Origin of the sequence: Rathayibacter sp. PhB151, assembly GCF_004366415.1 — a bacterium.
Classification (GTDB): Bacteria; Actinomycetota; Actinomycetes; order Actinomycetales; family Microbacteriaceae; genus Rathayibacter; species Rathayibacter festucae.
Window position 1 is genome coordinate 482,916 of the sequence record NZ_SOEN01000006.1, and the last position, 17,548, is coordinate 500,463.

A 17,548-nucleotide genomic window follows, 5' to 3' on the forward strand; every position below is an offset into this window, starting at 1 on the left:
CTTTATGCTCGCCTCACCCATGCGCGAGCCCAGCCGACCCACGCGACCGATCGCCCTCTCGTCGGCGATCCTGACGCTGCTCGCGGTCGGCCTCGCCGGCTGCTCGAGCGCCCCCGTCTCGCAGCCGATCGCGCAGGCGGCCGGCGCCGCCGCGGTCACCGCCTACGACGACGTGCCCGTCACCGCCGACCTCGTCTACGACCAGGTGACGGGCCAGGCGCTCGACGTCTGCTCGCCGGTCGACGCCGCGGCCGGAGCCGCCCTCCCCGCGGTGCTCGTCGTGCACGGCGGCAGCTGGACCCGCGGCGACAAGGCCGACCCGAACTGGCGCCCGCTCTGCCAGTGGCTCGCGTCCGAGGGCTTCGTCGCCGTCTCGGTGAACTACCGCCTCGCCCCGGCCGACGTCTTCCCCGCGCAGATCGAGGACGTCTCGGCCGCGCTCGACTGGATCCTCGCGCCCGAGCAGACGGAGCGCTTCGGCATCGACCCGACCCGCGTCGCGGCGTTCGGCGGCTCGGCCGGCGGCAACCTCGTCTCGCTGCTCGGCACCGACGACGCGCTGACCGCCGACGAGGCCGGCACCTCGCGCCTCGCCGCGGTCGTCGACCTCAGCGGCCCCGCGGATCTCACCGCGGCAGGCCTGGCGGACGACGACCCGATCGTCGGAGTCGGCGCGGCGGTCCGCGGCTACCTCGACTGCGCCGACCTCGAGGACTGCGCCGTCGCCGAGGAGGCCTCGCCGATCGCGCACGTCGACGGCTCCGAGCCGCCCTTCCTCATCGCCCACTCGGCCGGCGAGCGCGTGGCGCTCAGCCAGTCGCAGGACTTCGCCGAAGCGCTCGACGCGGCCGGCGCGAGCGTCGACTTCGTCCTCGTGCCCGGCACCCGGCACTCGATCGCGATGCTCGACGACTCGCTCCGCCGCACCGTCGTCGACTTCCTGCACGAGCAGCTCGACGCGCCGGCCGAGCAGACGCTCTCGCTCGAGCCCGCTGCGCAGACCGAGCCGGCCGCGGCGCCGTCGTCGTGACCGCCGGGGTCGTCGTCCGGCTCGAGCGGACGGGGACGGGAGCGCTCGCCTCGCTGCTCACCTTCGAGCTTCCGCCGCACGCCCGGCTCCTCGTCGCCCGCGACGGTACGACGCAGCAGCCGATCGGCGTGCTGGCGCTGACGCCCGGACCCGACGACTTCGCCGAGCTGCTCGCCCTCGAGGTCGCCCCGGAGTCGCGGCGGAGCGGAGTCGCCCGCCGGCTCGTCGCCGCCGCACTCTCCTACGCGAGCGTGCAGCGCATCCGCACGCTCCGCTTCCGCGTCCCGGTCGAGGCGGACGCGGCCCTCGCCGCCGCGCGCGCGCTCGGCTTCACCGAGATCGACGGCTTCGGCGCGCACGTGGGCGACGACTCGGGCGTCTGCTTCGCGCGCTCGGTGCGATGACGGACGCCGTCTCACCGCGCGACCTGGTCGCCTCCGCTCTGCGCCGCGAGCGCGGCCGCCTCGGCCTCAGCATCTCCGAGATTGCCCGCCGCGCCGGGATCGCCAAGTCGACGCTCTCGCAGCTCGAGGCCGGCGAGGGCAACCCGAGCCTCGAGACGCTCTGGGCGCTCGGCGGCGCGCTCGGGGTGCCGTTCTCGCACCTGGTCGAGCCGCCGCGCCGCTCCGTGCAGCTGATCCGCGCCGGGGACGGGCCGCGCAGCGCCTCGGCGACGGCGGACTCCGCGGCCACCCTGCTCAGCGCCTGCCCGCCGGGAGCCCGCCGCGACGTGTACCGCCTCACCGCCGAGCCCGGAGCCGCACGGAACTCGGAGCCGCACGCCCGCGGCACCGTCGAGCACCTGATCCTGTCCACCGGACGCGCCCTGGCCGGGCCGGCCGATGACCCGGTCGAGCTCGCGCCCGGGGACTGCCTGTCCTACCCGGGCGACGAGCCGCACGTCTTCGACGCCCTCGAGCCCGGGACGAGCGCCGTGCTCGTCTCGGAGCAGATCTGAGAAGGCGCTGGCCCTCAGTCGAAGGCGCAGGCGCTCAGTCGAAGGCGCAGGCGCTCAGTCAAAGGCGCAGGCCGTCTCGTCGGACAGCGCGCGGCTGATCCGCTCGCGGTGATCGGCACTCATCGGCGGCAGCGCGTCCGGCGCGAACCAGCCGACCTCGCTCGACTCGTCGTCGGCGACGTGCGCCTCGCCCGAGAGGTAGCGGGCGCGCAGCACGTGGTCGAGGTACTGGGCCCGGTCGCCGTTCGGGTACTCCATCGGCGGCAGCGTGTGCAGCCAGACGACGCGCTCGACCTCGATCTCGACGCCCGCCTCCTCCAGCGCCTCGCGCCGCGCGGTGCCGGCGACCGTCTCACCGGGATCGATGACCCCGGTGACGGCGGTCCAGGCGCCGGTGTCCGCGCGGCGGACGAGGAGGACCTGGCGGACCGGCTCCTCGCGGACGATCACCGCGGTGACGCCGGTGAGCCAGAGCAACTCGGTGCCCACCCGCTCGCGCAGGCGGAGGATGAAGTCGGGGGTCGCCACGTCGTCCGGCTCCCGAGCCCTAGCCCGCGAGCGCGCCGGCGTCGAACGGCTCGGGACGGAAGTCGAAGGCGACCACCCCGGCCGTGTCGAGCAGCGGGCCGACGAGGCCCTTGAAGGCGTCGTGCGCCGGATCGAACAGCCCGGGCGCATCGACCGCCGGGCGGCCGATGTAGTAGTTGAGGTCGCCCTCGGACGCGAAGGTCAGCAGGAACGCGCGGTCGAAGCCCTCGCCCGCGCCCTCGGTGCTGAGCTGCGGGCCGTTCTCGATCGAGACGATGTACGGACGGCCGTCGCGGAGGCACTCCTCGCCGAGCGCGAGGAACGCTGCGATCACGCCGTCCACCTCGGCGACGAGCGCCGTCGGGCGGAAGCGGAACAGCACGATGTGCCGGATGGTGCCGGGCCGGTAGTCCGCGGCGACGAAGCGCTCGGGGCCGACCTCGGCGATCGCGCGGGCGGCGCGGTCGGGGCCGCTCGTCCAGCGGGAGCCGATCGTCTCGGGTGCGGCCGCGACGACCTCCGCTGCCGTGGTCTCCACTGCCGGGGTGCTGAATCCTGTGTCGCTCATGCCGACGCCTCTCCGGCGCGGGCGGCACGCCGCCGCTCACGATACCCCTCGACCAGGTTGTAGACGACCGGCAGCACGACCAGGGTGAGCACGGTCGAGGACACCAGGCCGCCGATCACGACGATCGCCAGCGGCTGCGAGATGAAGCCGCCGTGGCCGGTGATCCCGAGCGCCATCGGCAGCAGCGCGAAGATCGTCGCGAGCGCCGTCATCAGGATCGGGCGGAGCCGCCGCTCGGTGCCGTGCAGCAGCGCCTCGCGCACGGGCATCCCCCGCTCGCGGTACTGGTTCACCAGGTCGATCAGCACGATCGCGTTGGTGACCACGATGCCGATCAGCATCAGCACGCCGATCAGCGAGGGCACGCCCAGCGGCACGCCGGTGAGCACCTGCAGCAGGATCGCGCCGGTCGCCGCGAACGGCACCGACACCAGCAGCAGCAGCGGCTGCAGGAGCGAGCGGAACGTGGCGACCATCACGACGTAGACGATCAGGATCGCCACCAGCAGCGCGATCCCGAGCTGCGAGAACGCGTCGCTCTGATCGGCCGTGACGCCGCCGAGCGAGGCGGAGACGCCGGCCGGCAGCTCCGTGTCGTCGATCGCGCTCTGCACCGCGACGTTCGCCGAGGCGAGGTCGTCGCCCTCGGGCGTCACGGTGATGGTGGCGGTGCGCTGCCCGCGCTCGGTGGTGATGCTCGCGGGCCCGTCGGTCCGCTCGACGACGGCGAGCGAGGAGAGCGGCACCGTGCCGGTGCGCGTCGGGATCTCGAGGGCCGACAGCTCGTCGAGGGTGGCCGGCGGCTGCGCGTCGGCGAGGTAGACGGAGAGGGTGCGGTCGTCGATCACGACACTGCCCGTCTGCGTCGGCTGCAGCGCCTGGCTGACCAGAGTGCCGACTGCGACCTCGGTGAGCCCGGCGTCGGCGGCGGCGGCGCGGTCGACCCGCACCGCGATGTAGGGCAGCGAGGAGGAGAGGTTGCTCTCGGCCTGGCTGATGCCGTCGGTGCCGCGCAGCGCCGTGAGCAGCGCGTCGTTCGCGCTCTGCAGGTCGCTCTGCGAGGCGGTCGAGAGGTCCACCTCGATGTTCGAGGAGGCGCCGAAACCCGACGACGCGGCGACGCTGATGTCGTCGGCCGAGGCGACCGAGCCGAGCGCCGTGCGGACGTCGGCCTGCACGGTCTCCTGGTCGGCCGACTCGTCGGTCGTGACGGAGTAGCGGATCGAGGTGCCGCCGCCTCCGCCGCCGAACGCGCTCTGCAGCCCGCCGCCCGCCGAGCCGATCGAGAGCTGCACGGTCTGCACGCCGCCGACCTCGAGGATCGCGGCACTGGCCTGCTGCGCGGTCGCGTCCTGCGCGTCCAGGCTCTGCCCGTCGGGCACGGTCTGGGTGACGGTGAAGGTGTTCTGACCGCTCGCCCCGAGGAAGTTGGTCTTCATCAGCGGGTAGAGCGCGCCGGTGCCGACGAGCACGAGCAGCGCGAGCAGGACCGTCGCGACCGAGTGCTGGAGGGTCCAGGCGATCACCGGGCCGTAGACCCGCTGCAGGCCGGCCGCGCGGCGGGGAGTCGCACGGGCGCTGTGGCGGGCGTGCTCGGGCTCGGCCTCGCGAGCCGGGACCACGGTCTCGCCGGCTGCGCCGCGCTCCTCGGCGAGCGCCGCCTGCGCCGCCTCGCGGACACCGGGGCGCCTGGAGGGCCGGAGGAACCAGTACGCCAGCACCGGCACGATCGTCAGCGCGACGAGCAGCGAGGCGAGCAGCGCGATCGACACCGTCAGCGCGAACGGCCGGAACAGCTCGCCGGTCGTGCCGCCGACGAACGAGATCGGCAGGAACACCGCGACGGTGGTGATCGTCGAGGCGGTGATCGCGCCCGCGACCTCGCGCACCGCGACCGCGATGGTCGCCGCGCGCTCCTCCCCCGCGTCGAGGTGCCGCTTGATGTTCTCGATCACGACGATGGAGTCGTCCACCACGCGGCCGATCGCGATCGTCAGGGCGCCCAGGGTGAGGATGTTGAGCGTGTAGCCCGCGGTCTGCAGGCCGATGAAGGTGATCAGGACCGAGGTCGGGATCGAGATCGCGGTGACCAGCGTCGAGCGCACCGAGAGCAGGAACAGCAGGATCACCAGCACCGCGAAGACGAGGCCGAGCGCCCCTTCCTGCGCGAGCGACTCGATCGAGTCCTGGATGTAGGGGGCCTGGTCGAAGACCGAGGTGAAGGTCGCGTTCTCGCCGAGCGACGCCTCGAGATCCGGCAGCAGCGCCGTGACGCCGGTGGAGACCTCGACCGTGTTCGCCGCGGGGAGCTTGGTGATCGAGAGGGTCAGCGCCGGCTGGCCGTTCACCCGCGAGATCGAGGTGATCGGGGCGTCGGTGACGGCGACGGTGGCGACGGAGCCGAGGGTGGGGGCGGGCGTGGGCGCGAGGGCACCGCCGACCTGGATGCCGGCGGCCGCAGAGGCTCCGGCGGACCGGATCAGCGGCAGCGCCGCGATCGCGTCGGTGGAGTCGAGCTTGACGCCGGACTGCACCGAGAAGGTGCTGCCGTCCTGGGTGATCTCGCCGCCGGCGACCAGCACGCCGTTCTGCTGCAGCGCGGTGCGGATGTCGGCGGTCGAGAGGCCGGCGGCGTCGAGCGCTGCGTCGTCCGGGGTGATCGTGACGCGCTGCGCGCTCTCGCCGACCAGGGCGACCTCGCGGACGCCGTCCACCTTCTCCAGGTCCGGGATGACGCTCGTGCGCAGGCGGTCGGCGAGCGCCTTCGCGTCACCGTCGCTCGAGACGGCGAGCTGCAGCACCGGCAGGTCGTCGAACGAGCCGGTCACCACCTGCGGGTCGACGCCGTCCGGGAGCGTGCTCTTGATCCGGTTGATCGCCTGCAGGATCTTCTGCTCGGCGGTCGCCAGGTCGGTGCCGTAGGCGAAGGAGGCGGAGATCAGCGACGAGTTCGTGGACGAGGTCGCGCTGGTCGTCTCGAGCCCGGGAACGCCCTGGATGGCGGTCTCGATCGGCGTCGAGACGTCGTCGTTGACCACCTCCGGTGCGGCGCCCGGGTAGCTCGAGATCACCGCCAGCTGCGGGAAGGAGATCGACGGCGCGAGCTCCTGCTTCAGCCCGGTGAGGGCGACGCCGCCGAAGACGGCGATGACGACGGTGACGAGCGCGATGAGCGCCCGGTTCTTCATGCTGAGGACCGCGAGGAGATGCACGCCGTGAGTCTTCCATCAGCTGGCTGAGTATTCGTCCCCCTCCGGGAGGACCTGGAGGATCAGACGACGTCGGCGAGGTAGCCGGTGTCGGCCGCCGGGTGGCGCGCGACCTGGCTCCAGGCGACGGCGAGCGCCTCCACGGCCCGGTCGGTGATCTCCGGCGAGTAGCCGATCGGGATCCGCAGGAAGCGCTCGAAGGCGCCGTCGATCCCGAAGCGCGGGCCGGCGGTGATCAGCAGTCCGGAGGTGCGGGCGGCGAGCGCCAGCTGCGAGCTCGCGGGGCGGCCGAGGCCGACCCAGGTGGAGAGGCCGCCGGAGACCCGCGGCACGCTCCACTCCGGGATCGCGCGGGCGAGCGCCGCCTCGAGGTGATCGCGGCCGGCCCGCAGCTGCTCGCGGCGCAGCTCCAGCACCCCGTCCATCCGGCCGAGCATGTCGGCGACCAGGAGCTGCTCGACGATCGGGCTGCCGAGATCGCCGGCCGAGCGCGCGGCGACGAGCTTGCGGATGACGCTCCGCTCGGCGCGGATCCAGCCGATCCGGATGCCGCCCCAGAGCGTCTTGCCGACCGAGCCGATCGAGATCACCGTGCCCTCGGGTCCGTAGGAGGCGAAGGGCAGCGGCGACATCCGCCGGTCGATGTCGAGCTCGGCGGTGGTCTCGTCGGCGATGATCAGCGTGCCCTGGCGCGCCGCGGCGGCGATCGCGCGCTCGCGCAGGTCGACGGCCATCGAGCGGCCGGTCGGGTTGTGGAAGTCGGGCATCAGGTAGGCGAGCGTGGGGCTGGTGCCGCGGATCGCCGCGATCAGGCCCTCGCCGTCCCAGCCGTCGGCGCCGTCCACGTTGACCGGCACCAGCCGGGCGCCGGCGAGCCGCAGCGCCTCGTAGGCGTGCGGGTAGGTCGGCGCCTCGATCAGGGCGCGGTCGCCGCGGGCGAGCAGGGTCCGCGCGACGAGCGCGATCGCGTGCTGCGCGCCGATGGTCACCATGATCTGGCCGGGCTCGGTGCGCAGGCCGCGGCGGGTGTAGCGCTCGGCGATCGCGCGGCGCAGCAGCGGCAGGCCGACGGTGTCGTAGGAGCCGTCCTCGAAGTACTCCGGCGCGAGTCGCGCGGCGCGGGCGTAGGCCTCGGCGAGCTCGGGGACCGCGGGCAGCGCCGCCTTGGTGAAGTCGACGAAGTCGGGGGCGAGGGACGGCACGGCGTGCACCGCGGCGCCGGGGAGGCGGGTCGCGCTGCCGGAGCCGCGGACGCTGACGAGGTAGCCGCTGTCGCGCAGCTCGCGGTAGGCGGCGGCGACGGTGGTGCGGCTCACGCCGAGCCGCGCCGACAGCTCGCGCTCGGCGGGGAGCCGGCTGTCCGTCGGGATGCGGCCGTCGATGCTGAGCAGGCGGATGCGGTCGGCGAGGGCGAGGTACGCGGGCCGGGTGCCGCGCTGCTCGCGCCAGTCGCCGAGGAGGGTCTGCAGGGCGCGCACGCCGAAGTGGACATCAGCCATGCGTCCAAGATAGCCGGATTGGACCGCGCGGAGAAGGCCACTCCTGCGATGGGATTCTCGGCATGACGATCACCGCGCCCCTCGCCGTCCCCGCTCCCCCGGCGAGTCAGTGGCGCCTGCGACCCGTGCCGCGGCTGCTGGTCGGGCTCGTGCTCTACGGCTTCGCCGACGCGATGATGATCCGCGCCTCGATCGGCGTGGACCCGTGGACCGTCTTCGCCCTCGGCGTCGCCCGCCAGACCGGACTGGGGATCGGACTGCTCACCAACGTGATCGGACTGCTCGTCCTGCTGCTCTGGATCCCGCTGCGGCAGCGACCCGGCCTCGGCACCGTGCTGAACGTGCTGGTGGTCGGCACGACGATCGGCGTCGGGATCGAGCTGCTCGCCGTCCCCGCCGAGTGGTGGGGGAAGGCGCTGCTGTTCGCCGGCGGCCTGGTGCTGCTGGCCGTCGCGAGCGGGATCTACATCGGCGCCCGCCTCGGCGCCGGCCCGCGCGACGGCCTGATGACCGGCCTGCACAACCGCCTCGGGCTGCCGATCTGGGCGGCCCGCGGCGGCGTCGAGCTCACCGTGCTCCTGATCGGCTGGGCCCTCGGCGGCGACGTCGGCCTCGGCACCCTCGCCTTCGCCCTCCTGATCGGCCCGCTCTGCGCGGTGACCCTGCCGCTGCTGGGCGTGCGCCGGCGCTGACCGCCGCCCGCCGTTCATGCTGATCGAGCAGACCGCGCAGCGGCCCCGTTCATGCTGATCGAGTAGACCGCGAAGCGGCGCCGTTCTTGCTGATCGAGTAGACCGCGCAGCGGGCGTATCGAGATCCACCACCGCCAGCAGGACGAGTCTGCATTCCCGCCCTGCGGAGGACGGTGGGTCTCGAGACGCCGCTGCGCTGCTACTCGACCAGCAGGTGGCCGCACAACATCAGCTGAGACGAGGGGGCCTCCCCTGACAGAGGAGGCCCACCCTTCTCAGCTGATGTTGTGCGGCGCCCGGCCGCCCAGTGCTCCGGCTAGCGCTTCGCGCTCAGCTCCGCGCGGGTGCGCTCGGCCTCGTCCGAGTCCTGGATGGAGGCGATGCCCTCGGTGATCGAGGTGCCGGAGGCCGGGGCCTCGTGCTCGTCCGCGCCGAGGGTGGCCTCGTCGAAGGGGGCGCGGCCGCCGAGCACCTCGCGGACCTGCACCATGTCGATCTGCTTGGTCCAGGTGCCGACGAGGAGGGTGGCGACCGCGTTGCCGGTGAAGTTGGTGACCGCGCGGGCCTCCGACATGAAGCGGTCGATGCCGACGATGACGCCGACGCCGTTGACCAGGTCGGGGCGGAAGGACTGCAGACCGCCGGCCAGGGTGGCGAGGCCGGCGCCGGTGACGCCCGCGGCGCCCTTGGAGGCGACCATCATGAAGAGCAGGAGCCCGATCTGCTCCGGGATCGACATCGGGGCGCCGGTCGCCGAGGCGATGAAGAGAGAGGCCATCGTGAGGTAGATCGCGGTGCCGTCGAGGTTGAAGGAGTAGCCGGTCGGGACGGTGATGCCGACGACGGGCTTGGAGACGCCCAGGTGCTCCATCTTGGCGATCAGGCGGGGCAGAGCGGCCTCGGAGGAGGAGGTGCCGACGATGAGCAGGTACTCGCGGGCCAGGTACTTCATCAGCGAGAAGATGTTGACGCCGGTGACCAGGCGCAGCAGCAGGCCGAGGATGACGACCACGAAGATCGCGCAGGTGAGGTAGAAGCCGATCATCAGGGTGGCGAGGGCGACGACCGCGCCCCAGCCGGTCTTGCCGACCACCGCGGCGATCGCGCCGAACGCGCCGATCGGGGCGACCCAGAGCACCATCGACAGGATGCGGAAGACCAGCACCTGGAGCTGCTTGATCGCGCCGAGGATCGGCTGGCCCTTGGCGCCCATCTTCTGCAGCGCGAAGCCGACCAGGAGCGCGACGAAGAGCGTCTGCAGGATGCTGCCGTCCACGAGCGAGGAGAACAGCGAGACCGGGATGATCCCGAGGATGAAGTCGCTGGTCGACTCCGCCTTGAGGTCGGTGGTGTCGTAGGTGGCGCTCGAGATGTCGAGGCCCTCACCCGGGTGCAGGATGTTGCCGACGACCAGGCCGATGGCCAGCGCGAAGGTCGACATCACGATGAAGTAGCCGAGGGCGAGGCCGCCGACCTTGCCGACCGTCGCGGCCTTGGCGATCGAGCCGATGCCGATCACGATGGTGCAGAAGATGATCGGCGCGATCATCATCTTGATGAGGCCCACGAACGCCTTGCCGACGGGCTCGAGCGTCGCGGCGAACGCGGGGGCGACCAGGCCGACGATCACGCCGGCGACGACCGCGATGATCACGGCGATGTAGAGCCAGTGGTTGCGGTCGATCCGCCGGCGGGTCTTCGCGGGGGTGACCGCGGGGCTGAGCCTGTCGGTGCGGGGCCGGTCGGCGGGGCTGCCGGGCGTCTTCGCCATGAGCGTGTCCTGTCTCTTCATCGAGCTGGGAGGGGGTGAGACGATGCTGGCCCCCGCGGGTCGCCCGTCCGATGTTGCGTTCATACTGTTCACGGACATCGAGCTGTCCACGGACATCGAGGTCCAGGTCGTGGACGAGGAGGTCGGATGCCCGGAACGAGCCCCCGCGGCAGCATCGCCGCCCGGCTGTTCGCGGTGCAGCTGGTCTGCATCCTCGTGATCGGCGCGGTGGCGGTCCTGGTCCTCGCGTTCGACGCCCGCGGGCGCGCCGGCGACGACGCGGCCCAGCGGAGCCTCGTGGTCGCGCGCACGGTCGCTGACAACCCGTTCGTCCTCGACGCGGCGCAGGGGGCGGACCCGTCCGCCTCGCTGCAGCCCTACGCGGAGGAGATCATGGCCGACACCGGCGTCGACTTCCTCACGATCATGAACCCCGACCGGACCCGCTACACCCACCGCGACCGCGCGCAGATCGGCCTGCCGTTCATCGGCACCATCGCGCCGGCGCTCGAGGGCCGCACCTTCACCGAGACCTACACCGGCACCCTCGGGCCCTCGGTGCGCGCCGTCGCCCCGATCGAGAGCGCCGACGGCACCGTCGTCGCGCTGGTCTCGGCCGGCGTGACCCTGAGCCGCGTGGACGCCTCCTTCCTCCCCCGCCTGCAGGTCGTGGCCGGCGGCGTCCTCGGCGCGGTGGCCCTCGGCGGCATCGGCTCCTGGCTGCTCGCCCGCTACCTCCGCCGGGTCACGGGCGGCCGGGGGCCCGAGCAGATGAGCCAGGTCTTCGCCTACTACGAGTCGGTCCTGCACTCGGTGCGCGAGGGGCTGCTCCTCGTCGACGACCGCGGCCGTCTCGTGCTCGCCAACGACCACGCGCTCGAGCTGCTCGGGCTCGAGGGCGTGTCGATCCCGGTGCCCGTCGCCGAGCTCGACCTCCCCGACGCCCTGCGCGCGGTGCTGCTGGCCGACGAGCCGGTCGCCGACCGTCTGGTCGTGGCGCACGAGCGGATCCTGGTGGTCAACGAGCGACCGGCCGCCTCCCCCGGTGCCCGGCCGCTCGGCACCGTCACGACGCTCCGCGACCGCACGGAGCTGCAGCGGGTGTCGGGCGAGCTGGAGTCCATGCGCACGCTCTCGGACGCGCTGCGCTCGCAGACCCACGAGTTCTCCAACCGCCTGCACACCATCGCCTCGCTGATCGAGCTCGGCCGGCCGGAGGAGGCGCTCGCCTTCGCGGCCGGCGAGCTGAACCTCAGCCAGCGGCTCGCGGACCGGGTGCTCGGCTCGGTGCAGGAGCCGGTGATCGCCGCGCTGCTGCTCGGCAAGGCCGCCCAGGCCCGCGAGCGCGGGGTCGAGCTGCACCTCGAGACGCACCTCGAGCCGGGCGCGCAGGGCTTCGAGCCCGGCGACCTGGTGACCGTGCTCGGCAACCTGATCGACAACGCGCTCGACGCGGCCGCCTCCTCCGCCGCCGACCGCGAGCCGTGGGTCGAGGTCTACCTCGGCCTGGCCGAGGCGTCGGGAGCCGAGGGCGCCGAGCTGGTGCTGCAGGTCTCCGACAGCGGACCCGGCGTCGCCGAGGCGGCCGACGTCTTCGCGCGCGGCTACTCGACGAAGGAGTCCGACGCGTTCGGCCGCGGCATCGGTCTCGCGCTGGTGCAGCAGGTGGTGCAGCGGCTCGGCGGGAGCATCGAGGTGACGCGCCACGTCGGCGCGGTGTTCACGGTGCAGCTGCCGCTGCGGGACCCGGCCGGGGCGACGCGATGAGCACCGCGCCGATCCGCGTCCTCGTCGTCGAGGACGAGCCGCTGACCGCGAGCGCGCACGCCGACTACGTCCGCCGCGTCGAGGGCTTCGAGGTCGCCGCCGTCGCCGGCAGCGGGGCGGAGGCGATCCGGGCCCTGCGCGCCGATCCCGCGATCGCGCTGATCCTGCTCGACATGAACCTGCCCGACATGGGCGGGCTCGACCTCTGCCGCGCCGTGCGGACCGCCGGCCTGGACGTCGACGTGATCGCGATCACCGCCGTGCGCGACGCGGCCGTGGTGCGCGCCTCCGTCGCCGCCGGGATCGTGCAGTACCTGATCAAGCCGTTCGTCTTCAGCGTCTTCGCGGCGAAGCTCGCCAGCTACCGCCAGTACCGCGAGCGGATGCACGGCGCCGACGTCGCGAGCCAGCACGAGGTCGACGGCGCCTTCGCCGCGCTGCGGACGTCCAACGCGCCGGGGCTGGCGAAGGGGCTCTCGGCGGAGACGCTCGACGCGGTGACCGCGCTGCTGGGCCCGGTCGGCCTCTCCGCGGGCGAGCTCGCGGCCCGGCTCGACGTCTCGCGGGTCACCGCGCGGCGCTACCTCGAGCACCTCGCCGACTCGGGAGTCGCCGAGCGCGCCCCGCGCTACGGCTCGCCGGGGCGGCCGGAGCTGGAGTACCGCAGGGTCTGAGCGGCTACTGCTTGTAGGACGACAGGAAGTTGCCCAGCCGCTCGATCGCCTCCGAGATGACCCGCTCCTCCGGCAGCGTCACGATCCGCAGGTGGTCGGGCGTCGGCCAGTTGAAGCCGGTGCCGGGCACCAGCAGGATGTGCTCCGCGAGCAGCAGGTCGTAGACGAGCCGCCCGTCGTCGCGGATCTCGTGCACCTCCGGGTCGAGCCGCGGGAACGCGTAGAGCGCCCCCATCGGCAGCTCGCAGGAGACGCCGGGGATCGCCTGCAGCCCCTTCCAGGCGGCGTCGCGCTGGCGCCGCAGCCGCCCGCCCGGCGCGATCAGCGCCTCGATCGACTGCACCCCCGAGAGCGCCGCCTGCACCGCGTACTGCCCCGGCACGTTGGGGCAGAGCCGGGTCGAGGCGAGCAGAGTGATCCCCTCGAGGAACCCCGCGGCGTGCTCGCGCGGCCCGGTGATCGCGAGCCAGCCGGAGCGGTAGCCCGCGACGCGGTAGGTCTTCGACAGGCCGTTGAAGGTGAGGCAGAGCTGGTCCGGCGCGAGCGACGCCAGCGGGACGTGCTGCGCGTCGTCGTAGAGGATCCGGTCGTAGATCTCGTCGGCGAGCAGCAGCAGCGAGTGCTCTTCGGCCAGCGCGACGATGCCCTCGAGCACCTCGCGGGTGTAGACGGCGCCGGTCGGGTTGTTGGGGTTGATGACGACGATCGCCTTGGTGCGCGCCGTGATCTTCGAGCGGATGTCCTCGAGATCGGGCTGCCAGCCGTCGTCCTCCGCGCAGCGGTAGTGCACCGCGGTGCCGCCGGCGAGGCTCGTCATCGCCGTCCAGAGCGGGTAGTCGGGCGCCGGGATGAGCACCTCGTCGCCGTCGTCGAGCAGCGCCTGCAGCGTCATCGTGATCAGCTCGGACACCCCGTTGCCGAGGAACACCCACTCGGGGTCCACCGGCGGGAAGCCGGGGACCTCCTCGTAGCGGTAGGTCACCGCGAGGCGCGCCGAGAGGATCCCGCGGCTGTCGCTGTAGCCGTGCGCGCTGGGCATCGCGGCGATCATGTCCCGGACGATCTGGTGCGGCGCCTCGAAGTCGAAGCCGGCCGGGTTGCCGGTGTTCAGCTTGAGGATCCGGTGCCCCTCGCTCTCCAGCCGCGAAGCCTCCACGAGCGCCTTGCCGCGGATCTCGTAGAGGACGTTGCGGAGCTTGGAGGACTGCTCGAGGGGGCGCGGCGGGGTCATCGGTCCAGTATTCACCGGGCGACGACCCCGAGCGCCGGTCAGCCCCTCGTGGCGCGGACCGCGGCGGCGATCTCCTCCTCGATGAGGTCGTAGTTGATCGCGGCGGCGACGCGGAGGCCGTCGGCGGCGGCCGCCATCACCTGCGACATCGGCTCCACCAGCGAGCCGGCGGCGAACACCCGCGGCGCGGTGGTGCGGCCCATCGGGTCGACGGTGAGGTGCCGGGCGGCGCCGGAGGGGTGGTCGACGAGCTCGAGGCCGAGGCCGTCCGGCAGGTTCCCCTCGACGCGCGGGCCGACGACGAGCGCGTCGAGCTCGATCCGGCGGCCGTCGACGACGACGCCGACCAGGCGGTCGTCCTCGACGAGGACCTCGGTGACGGCGCCGTCGATCAGCTCGATGCCGCGGGCGGCCAGCCCCTCGGCCTCCTCCGCTCCCGGCGCGAAGACGCCGTTGGTGAGGATCGACACCCGGTCGCTGAGCTGGCGGAACATCTGCGCCTGGTGGCCCGAGAAGCCGCTGCCGAGCACCGCGATCCGGCGCCCGCGCACCTCGAAGCCGTGGCAGTAGGGGCAGTGCAGCACGTCGCGGCCCCAGCGCTCGGCGAGCCCCGGGATCCCGGGCAGGCGGTCGGTGGAGCCGCTGGCGAGCAGCAGGCGGCGGGCGCGGAGCACGGTGCCGTCGGCGAGGGTGGCGGTGACGCCGCCGTCGGCGGTCGAGGCCGACACGATCCGCCCCGGGACGACGCGTGCTCCGTAGCCCTCGGCCTCGATCCGGGCGAGGCGGGCGAGCTCGACGGGCGCGGTGCCGTCGCGGGTGAGCACGTTGTGGGCGCCGGGCGAGGGCGCGTTGCGGGGCGGCCCGCCGTCGACGACGAGCACGTCGCGGAGGCTGCGGCCGAGGGCGGTGGCGGCGGCGAGTCCGGCGAACGAGGCGCCGGCGATGAGGACGTCGGGGAGGTCTGAAGCGGTCATGTCCCGAGCATCCGGTGGCGGCCGCGGCGCGTCGAGGATCCGTGCCGTTCCGGCACGACCGCGCGGCCCGCGTGTCAGGATCGGGGCATGCACCCCGAGCACGACACCCCCTCCGACGACGAGATCGTCGCCGCCGTCGGACCGCGACTCAAGCGCCTCCGCCTGCGCCGCGACCGCACGATCGCCTCGCTCGCCGCGGAGACCGGCATCTCGGCGAGCACGCTCTCGCGTCTGGAGAGCGGCGGCCGGCGCGCGACGCTCGAGCTGCTGCTGCCGATCGCCCGCGCGCTCGGCACCCCGCTCGACGAGCTGGTCGGCGCCGCGCCCGAAGACCCGCGCGTGCACGGCCGGCCGTTCACCCGGCACGGGATGCGGATCCAGCCGCTCAGCCGCGACGCCGGCGCCCTGCAGGCCTTCAAGACGACGATCCCCGCCGGTCCGATTCCCGCGCCGGAGCAGCAGCGCACCCACGAGGGCTTCGAGTGGCTCTACGTGCTGAGCGGCCGGCTCCGGCTGCGGCTCGGCGAGCACGACATCGTCCTGCCCGCGGGCGAGGCCGCCGAGTTCGACACCCGGGTGCCGCACTGGTTCGGCCGGGCCGACGAGCAGCAGGTCGAGTTCCTCAGCCTCTTCGGGCGCCAGGGCGAGCGGATGCACGTCCGCGCGTCGACGCGGCGCTGAGCGCGCGCCGCTCAGCTCTCGCCGAGCACCTCGCGGACGAAGCCGGTCGTCTTCACGCGCAGGGTCGCGATCCGCTCGGCCTTCGCCGCCTCGACGTCGAAGCCGACGTAGGCGACCGAGGGCCGGGTGCGGACGTTGGCCGAGCACTGGAAGTCCGCGCAGACCAGCGTGCCGAGGGTGTCGCCCGCGCGCCCCGCCGGGCCGGCCTTCTTCGCGCCGAAGAAGACCACGTCGTTGGGCAGGCGGATGTCGCGGCACCAGGAGCACTGCGCCCGCGAGCGCGGGTTCGCGTCGGCCTGGCGGAGCAGGACGCCGACGAGTCGGTCCTCGAGCGGCACCACGACGTAGGCGCGGCGGCCGATCTTCTTGTCGCGCCAGCCGAGATGGTCGAACGACTCCCAGTCGAGGTCGTCGAAGCCGGCGGGGAGCGAGAGATCCGCGACCTCCTTGCGTGAGGCGTTCACGAAGGAGTCGCGGATCTGCTGGTCGGTGAGGGCGCGCATGTCCTCTCCAGCCTAATCAGCCGAGGTGCGCGACGGCCTCCCGCGGGGCCTGCGCGAGGAACTGCTCCTTCTTGATCCGGATCATCGTGAACGCGATGACCGCGGCGAGCACCAGCCCGACGGCCGCCGCGATGAACACCGCGGAGTAGCCGTCGACGAAGGCGACCGGCGAGGACTGCTCCCCCGCGACTCCGGCGTAGATCGTGGTGAAGACGGAGAGGCCGATCGAGCCGCCGATCTGCATCGCGGCGTTCGCGGTCGCTCCCGCGGCACCGGCGTCGTGGCCGGCGATCCCGGTCAGCGCCACGTTCTGCACGGGCACGAAGATCATCGCCATGCCGACGCCGAGCAGGATCAGGCCGGGCAGCACCTGCACGAGGTAGGAGCCGTCCGCGGTGATGCGGCTGAGGTAGAGCAGGCCGGCGGCCGCGATCAGCGGGCCGACGATCATCAGCATGCGCGGGCCGACGGTCGGCAGCAGCTTGGTGGCGATGCCCGCGACGATCATGATCGTGACGGTCATCGGGAGGTTGGCGAGGCCGGCCTCGAGCGGCGCGAGGCCGAGCACGAGCTGCAGGTGCAGCGTCAGGTAGAGGGTCGAGCCGATCATGACGCTGCCGACGATCGCCTGGATCAGGAACGCGCCGCCGCGGATGCGGTCGGTGACGATGCGCAGCGGCAGCAGGGGGTGGTCGGAGCGGGCCTGGATGCGGACGAAGACCGCGAGCAGCAGGACACCGGCGAGGAGGAAGCCGAGGGTGTCGACGCGGAGCCAGCCCTGCTCGGCGAGCGTGAAGCCGTAGACGAGGCTCGCGAGGCCGAGCGCGACGGTGATCGTGCCGGCGATGTCGAAGCGGTTGCGGCCCTCGGCGCGGCTCTCGGTCACCAGCAGGGCGCCGGCGACGACGCCGACCAGCACGACGGGGACGTTGACCAGGAGGCACCAGCGCCAGTCGGCGAACTCGGTGAGCAGACCGCCGAGGACGAGGCCGACCGCGGCGCCCGCTCCGGCGACCGCTCCGAAGACGGCGAAGGCGGTGTTGCGCTCGCGCCCGCCGGGGAAGGAGACGGTGAGCAGCGCGAGGGCGGCCGGGGCGAGCAGCGCGGCGAAGGCGCCCTGCAGACCGCGGGCGGCGATCAGCTCGGTGCCGGAGGAGGCGACGCCGCCCCAGGCCGAGGCCGCGCCGAAGCCGACCATGCCGATGAGGTAGGTGCGCTTGCGGCCGGTGTAGTCGGCGATGCGGCCGCCGAGCAGGAGGAGGGCGCCGAAGGCGAGCGCGTAGGCGGTGACGACCCACTGGCGCTCGACGTCGGTGAGGCCGAGGTCGGCCTGCGCGGCGGGGAGGGCGATGGTGACGATCGTGCCGTCGAGGACGACGACGAGCTGGGTCCTGGCGTATCAGCTCTCGCAATTCAACCGCACTTATAAACTCATCACGAGAATATAATCGTCGAGCAATCGG

General features: G+C 73.2%; 15 protein-coding genes and 1 pseudogene. 7 read left to right on the forward strand and 9 right to left on the reverse strand.

Annotation, left to right across the window (positions count from 1 at the left end; all coding sequences use genetic code 11):
- Positions 1–19: 19 nt before the first annotated feature.
- The 3 genes from EDF35_RS02960 to EDF35_RS02970 are packed head-to-tail and all read left to right on the forward strand — an operon-like array spanning position 20 to position 1,988.
- Entirely contained in the window at positions 20–1,030 is a 1,011-nt protein-coding gene (locus EDF35_RS02960; RefSeq protein ID WP_166673987.1) for an alpha/beta hydrolase, read from the forward strand.
- Positions 1,027–1,434: a GNAT family N-acetyltransferase gene (locus EDF35_RS02965; RefSeq protein WP_133960680.1), complete on the forward strand. Its 408-nt coding sequence runs from the start codon at positions 1,027–1,029 to the stop codon at positions 1,432–1,434. Before EDF35_RS02960 ends, EDF35_RS02965 begins: the two co-directional genes overlap by 4 nt.
- A complete protein-coding gene (locus EDF35_RS02970) occupies positions 1,431–1,988 on the forward strand; it encodes an XRE family transcriptional regulator (RefSeq protein WP_133960681.1) in 558 nt (185 codons plus the stop codon). The genes EDF35_RS02965 and EDF35_RS02970 overlap by 4 nt, the downstream gene beginning before the upstream one ends.
- A gap of 54 nt (positions 1,989–2,042) precedes the next feature.
- Here the strand turns inward: EDF35_RS02970 and EDF35_RS02975 are convergent, their stop codons facing one another.
- Genes EDF35_RS02975 through EDF35_RS02990 form a run of 4 tightly spaced genes read right to left on the reverse strand, consistent with a single transcriptional unit; the run spans position 2,043 to position 7,792 of the window.
- Positions 2,043–2,516 carry an NUDIX domain-containing protein gene (locus tag EDF35_RS02975; protein WP_123444910.1) on the reverse strand — a complete coding sequence of 158 codons (474 nt, stop codon included), beginning with the start codon at positions 2,514–2,516 and terminating at the stop codon, positions 2,043–2,045.
- A gap of 19 nt (positions 2,517–2,535) precedes the next feature.
- A complete protein-coding gene (locus EDF35_RS20990; RefSeq protein ID WP_133960682.1) occupies positions 2,536–3,084 on the reverse strand; it encodes a Dabb family protein in 549 nt (182 codons plus the stop codon).
- A complete protein-coding gene (locus EDF35_RS02985) occupies positions 3,081–6,296 on the reverse strand; it encodes an efflux RND transporter permease subunit (RefSeq protein WP_133960683.1) in 3,216 nt (1,071 codons plus the stop codon). The genes EDF35_RS20990 and EDF35_RS02985 overlap by 4 nt, the downstream gene beginning before the upstream one ends.
- A gap of 59 nt (positions 6,297–6,355) precedes the next feature.
- Positions 6,356–7,792, reverse strand: a complete 1,437-nt coding sequence (locus EDF35_RS02990; protein WP_133960684.1) for a PLP-dependent aminotransferase family protein — start codon at positions 7,790–7,792, stop codon at positions 6,356–6,358.
- A 62-nt stretch (positions 7,793–7,854) separates the two neighbouring features.
- Here EDF35_RS02990 and EDF35_RS02995 point away from each other — a divergent pair, with 62 nt between their 5' ends.
- Positions 7,855–8,484, forward strand: coding sequence for a hypothetical protein (locus EDF35_RS02995; protein ID WP_347876888.1), 630 nt, complete (start codon positions 7,855–7,857; stop codon positions 8,482–8,484).
- 316 nt (positions 8,485–8,800) lie between these two features.
- On the opposite strand, the gene EDF35_RS03000 is transcribed toward EDF35_RS02995, so the two are convergent.
- On the reverse strand, positions 8,801–10,255 hold the full coding sequence (locus tag EDF35_RS03000; RefSeq protein WP_133960685.1) for a cation:dicarboxylase symporter family transporter: 1,455 nt from the start codon (positions 10,253–10,255) through the stop codon (positions 8,801–8,803).
- A 147-nt stretch (positions 10,256–10,402) separates the two neighbouring features.
- On the opposite strand from EDF35_RS03000, the gene EDF35_RS03005 reads away from it, so the two are divergent.
- A complete protein-coding gene (locus EDF35_RS03005) occupies positions 10,403–12,022 on the forward strand; it encodes a sensor histidine kinase (protein ID WP_133960686.1) in 1,620 nt (539 codons plus the stop codon).
- The gene (locus EDF35_RS03010; protein WP_123444903.1) at positions 12,019–12,696 is read left to right on the forward strand and encodes a response regulator; all 678 of its coding nucleotides are present in this window, start codon (positions 12,019–12,021) and stop codon (positions 12,694–12,696) included. The genes EDF35_RS03005 and EDF35_RS03010 overlap by 4 nt, the downstream gene beginning before the upstream one ends.
- A gap of 4 nt (positions 12,697–12,700) precedes the next feature.
- On the opposite strand, the gene EDF35_RS03015 is transcribed toward EDF35_RS03010, so the two are convergent.
- Positions 12,701–13,927 (reverse strand): pyridoxal phosphate-dependent aminotransferase, encoded by a 1,227-nt coding sequence (locus tag EDF35_RS03015; protein WP_133960687.1) that lies wholly within the window; start codon positions 13,925–13,927, stop codon positions 12,701–12,703.
- Positions 13,928–13,965: 38 nt separating this feature from the next.
- A complete protein-coding gene (locus EDF35_RS03020) occupies positions 13,966–14,901 on the reverse strand; it encodes an NAD(P)/FAD-dependent oxidoreductase (protein WP_133960688.1) in 936 nt (311 codons plus the stop codon).
- Between the two features lie 87 nt (positions 14,902–14,988).
- Here EDF35_RS03020 and EDF35_RS03025 point away from each other — a divergent pair, with 87 nt between their 5' ends.
- On the forward strand, positions 14,989–15,582 hold the full coding sequence (locus EDF35_RS03025; protein ID WP_133960689.1) for an XRE family transcriptional regulator: 594 nt from the start codon (positions 14,989–14,991) through the stop codon (positions 15,580–15,582).
- A gap of 11 nt (positions 15,583–15,593) precedes the next feature.
- Here EDF35_RS03025 and EDF35_RS03030 read toward each other — a convergent pair whose 3' ends face one another.
- Together EDF35_RS03030 and EDF35_RS03035 are read right to left on the reverse strand one after the other, a co-directional pair.
- The gene (locus EDF35_RS03030) at positions 15,594–16,085 is read right to left on the reverse strand and encodes an FBP domain-containing protein (RefSeq protein WP_133960690.1); all 492 of its coding nucleotides are present in this window, start codon (positions 16,083–16,085) and stop codon (positions 15,594–15,596) included.
- A 16-nt stretch (positions 16,086–16,101) separates the two neighbouring features.
- Positions 16,102–17,460 (reverse strand): annotated as a pseudogene (locus EDF35_RS03035) (MFS transporter); the annotation flags it as partial.
- Between the last annotated feature and the right edge of the window lie 88 nt (positions 17,461–17,548).